General features: G+C 46.2%; 4 protein-coding genes. 1 reads left to right on the forward strand and 3 read right to left on the reverse strand.

Annotated elements, in window-relative coordinates:
- The 3 genes from rpsI to B3182_RS08655 all read right to left on the reverse strand — a co-directional run.
- On the reverse strand, positions 1 to 173 hold a 173-nt coding region (rpsI, locus tag B3182_RS08645; RefSeq protein ID WP_292752436.1), incomplete at its 3' end, for a 30S ribosomal protein S9.
- Between the two features lie 12 nt (positions 174 to 185).
- Positions 186 to 614: a 50S ribosomal protein L13 gene (rplM, locus tag B3182_RS08650; protein ID WP_014705973.1), complete on the reverse strand. Its 429-nt coding sequence runs from the start codon at positions 612 to 614 to the stop codon at positions 186 to 188.
- 86 nt (positions 615 to 700) lie between these two features.
- A complete protein-coding gene (locus B3182_RS08655; RefSeq protein ID WP_292356484.1) occupies positions 701 to 1498 on the reverse strand; it encodes an undecaprenyl-diphosphate phosphatase in 798 nt (265 codons plus the stop codon).
- Between the two features lie 123 nt (positions 1499 to 1621).
- Here B3182_RS08655 and B3182_RS08660 point away from each other — a divergent pair.
- On the forward strand, positions 1622 to 3989 hold a 2368-nt coding region (locus B3182_RS08660), incomplete at its 3' end, for a DUF3683 domain-containing protein (protein WP_292752376.1).

Genomic DNA, 3989 nt, shown 5'->3' on the forward strand with positions numbered 1-3989 from the left:
TCGGTCATTTCAACCAGTTCAAGTGGTTGGCGTACCACCATGCGAGATGTTTCGCGACCGAAGTAATCTTCAAGGGTGCGGGTGTTGATGGTAATGTTGCCGCTGCCTGGCTTCATGAATACACGAGCGGTTGAGCTTTTGCGGCGGCCTGTTGCGTAGTAAGAATCTGCCATGACGTTATCCGATTAAATTTCCAGCATTTTAGGTTGTTGAGCTGCGTGTGGATGTTCAGTACCAGCATACACTTTCAGTTTGCTGAACATAGCACGGCCCAGAGGATTTTTAGGCAACATGCCTTTCACTGCCGTCTGGATGACACGCTCAGGTGCTTTATCCAGTTGTTTTTCCAGCGAGATAGATTTGATACCACCAATGTGACCAGTGTGGTGATAATAGATTTTATCTTTCATCTTGTTGCCGGAAACACGCAGTTTTTCAGCGTTTACAACAACAATGTAATCGCCTGTATCAACGTGAGGTGTATAAATAGCTTTGTGTTTGCCGCGCAGACGGCGAGCGATTTCTGTTGCCATACGGCCCAGAGTTTTGCCATCGGCATCAATTACGAACCAGTCGCGACGAACTTCTGCTGGTTTTGCACTTAAGGTTTTCATTCCGCGGGGTGCTCCTGAAAATATACGCATGCGGTCAAATAAAGAGGGAGAATGTTACGGATTCAAGCAAAGTCTGTCAACTGCAATTAACTAAATATAAATAGCAAAAAGCCACCCAGTACTAAGCGGTAAATGACAAAAGGCCACATGCCTATCCGTTCGAGTAGTTTAAGAAACAAAAAGATACAGATGTAAGCACTGATGGCCGAGAAAACCGCGCCAGCAGTTAGGGCAAACCAGTCCGTTGCTTGATCAGCTTTGATCAGTTTAACTGTTTCCAGGCCCCCTGCCAAAAAAATAACCGGAATAGATAATAAAAATGAGAAGCGGGCAGCAGCTTCACGCGTTAATCCCAGCATCAATGCTGCGGTCATGGTGATGCCTGAGCGGGATGTGCCCGGTATTAGCGCCAAGGCCTGGGAGAAGCCAATAATAAAAATGTCTTTCCAGTTCATTTGATCTTCTTGGCGGTTTCGCTTGCCTTTCCAGTCTGCCCAACCTAGTAACAGTCCGAATAAAATTGTTGTTGCGGCAATAACCAGCGGACTACGTAAGAATAACTCGATGAAATCATCCAAAAATAATCCGGCCAGTCCAACCGGAATGGTACCGATAATGACGGCCCAGGCTAATTTACTTTCACCTACAGTTTGTTTTTGTTGCAGAGAGCGAAACCAGTCAAAGACAAGTTGTCTGATGGTTGTTCGAAAATAAAAAATAACCGCTGTCAGTGTGCCCACATGTACTGCGACATCAAATGCAAGCCCCTGATCTTCCCAGCCGGCAATAATGGGTAACAGAATCAGATGAGCAGAGCTCGAAATGGGTAAAAACTCGGTCAGGCCTTGGAGTAGGGCAAGTGCAATAATTTGTATAATTTCCATATTTTTCTCATGACATAGCCATCGCTGGCAAAAGGCTCATTATTAATGGGTCTTATAATAGCTGGCTTCGTGTTAAAATTCTCGATTGAATATTACTTCTCAATCAGGATTAGCTGACCCATTATGTCAACTCGTATAAGAGAAATTCCATATAACTACACTTCTTTCTCAGATCGTGAAATTGTCATCCGCTATCTGGGCGAACCGATGTGGGAAATTCTGCAACAGTTACGTGAACAACGCAAAACTGGGCGCAGCGCAAAAATGCTGTTTGAAGTTTTGGGTGACATGTGGGTTATCACCCGCAATCCTTATATACAGGATGATTTGATTGAAAATCGCAAACGCTGGGACTCGCTGCGCCATGCTTTGCATCATCGTCTGGATCAAATCCGTGAACGTGCTACAGAAAATGATAATCAACTGGCACTTCAGCTTGAGCAAGCAGCTCGCAAGGCAGTAGAAAAGTTTGAGCGTGAACTGCTGGCAACGGCGGATCGTCGCAAAGTGGTTATGCGTCGTCTTAGCCGTGTGACCAAAAAACACAATATCTGCTTTGATGGATTATCGCGTGTGTCACATGTGACAGATGCCACTGACTGGCGTGTTGAATATCCGCTGGCCGTTATCAAACCGGACACCGAAGAAGAAATGGCCGCTATTATTGCTGCCAGTATTGAGTTGGGTTTAACTGTCATTCCTCGTGGTGGTGGTACCGGCTATACCGGTGGGGCGATTCCTTTGACTGCGGATAGTGTCGTTATCAATACCGAAAAACTGGAAGGCTTAGGGACTGTTGTTTATCGCAAGCTTCCTGGACGTGATGATGAAGTTGCTACTGTGCGTGCCGAAGCCGGTGTTGTGACCCGTCGATTGTCTGACCTTGCCGGTAAAAATGGTTTGGTCTTTGCTGTGGATCCGACGTCTCAGGATGCCTCGACTATCGGCGGTAATGTGGCGATGAATGCCGGTGGTAAAAAAGCCGTTATGTGGGGAACTGCACTGGATAATCTGGTTTCCTGGAGAATGGTGACGCCCGATGCGACCTGGATGGAAGTGGAACGCCTAAACCACAACATGGGTAAAATCCACGATATTGAGATGGCGACTTTCAGAATCAGTCGTTATAAACCAGATGGCAAAACATTGTTGGAAGCGCCTGAAGAGATTGCTATACCTGCACAGCAGTTACGCAAGTTGGGCTTGGGTAAAGATGTAACCAACAAGTTTTTGGGTGGCTTACCTGGCATTCAGAAAGAAGGTTGCGACGGCTTGATTACCTCGGCGGTGTTTGTCCTTCACCGTATGCCACAATTTATTCGAACTGTTTGTCTCGAATTCTTTGGTAACGATTTGACCAAAGCTGTACCGGCGATTGTGGAAACCAAAAACTTCCTTGATAACAACAAAAAAGTGCTGCTCGCAGGTATGGAGCATCTGGACGAACGCTACGTTAAAGCAGTTGATTACAGCACTAAGGCACCACGTTCAGAGTTACCGAAAATGGTATTGCTGATCGATATTGTCGGCGATGATGAAAATGCAGTAGCCGAAGCCAGTTCTGAGGTTGTGCGTCTATCGAATGCCCGTGAGGGAGAAGGCTTTGTTGCGGTAAGTCCTGAGGCACGGGCCCGTTTCTGGGCTGATCGTGCGCGTACTGCAGCCATTGCCAAACACACTAACGCGTTCAAAATTAATGAAGACGTGGTCATTCCGCTTGAGCGGCTGTCTGAATATAACGACGGTATTGAGCGAATTAACATCATTCATTCTACTAAAAATAAGCTGCGAATAGTGGATGCGGTGCTGCAGTTTTTGAGCAGTCAGCCTAAAGAGCTGAAACAAACCATTAAAAAACTCGATGACAGCGCTGAAAATGATGCCATTCTGCAATCGAAAGTTGATACTGCCTGCAGTCATTTACGTGTGGTACAGACCCGCTGGCAGGAAGTTCTGGATAACCTTGATTCTGTCGCATTGAATCACAAAGAGTTGTTATCCGATGAAGTGCTCAAGTTGCTGGCTGATACCGATACCTTATTTAATGTATTGCAACGCCGGGATTTACGTATCTCTTATCGTAAAGAGGTGGAAAAACCACTGAAAGAACTGTTTCAGGGCCAATCTCTGGAAGTGTTGCGTACCAAGCTGGATGATATTCATAAAGAATTACGTTCAAGCCGACTGTTTGTTGCGACCCATATGCATGCCGGTGACGGTAATGTGCATACCAATATTCCGGTGAACTCAAACGACTATCAGATGATGCATGAAGCAGAACTGATCGTTGATGGGGTAATGAAGCTGGCGGGTGATCTGGGTGGGGTTATCTCTGGTGAGCATGGAATTGGTTTGACCAAGATGCAATATCTGGATAAAGCGACCATTGATGCATTTGCCGGTTATAAACAGAAAGTGGATCCGTTGGGCCGTTTCAATGCCGGTAAATTGCTGGCGGGTTCAGGCCTGGAAAACGCTTACACACCGTCGT

Source organism: Methylophaga sp. UBA4204 (assembly GCF_002379485.1).
GTDB lineage: Bacteria > Pseudomonadota > Gammaproteobacteria > Nitrosococcales > Methylophagaceae > Methylophaga.

Coding starts and splice junctions, on each gene's coding strand:
- B3182_RS08655 (WP_292356484.1), bottom strand. CDS start 1,498: ATGGAAATTATACAAATTATTGCACTTGCCCTACTCCAAGGCCTGACC.
- rplM (WP_014705973.1), bottom strand. CDS start 614: ATGAAAACCTTAAGTGCAAAACCAGCAGAAGTTCGTCGCGACTGGTTC.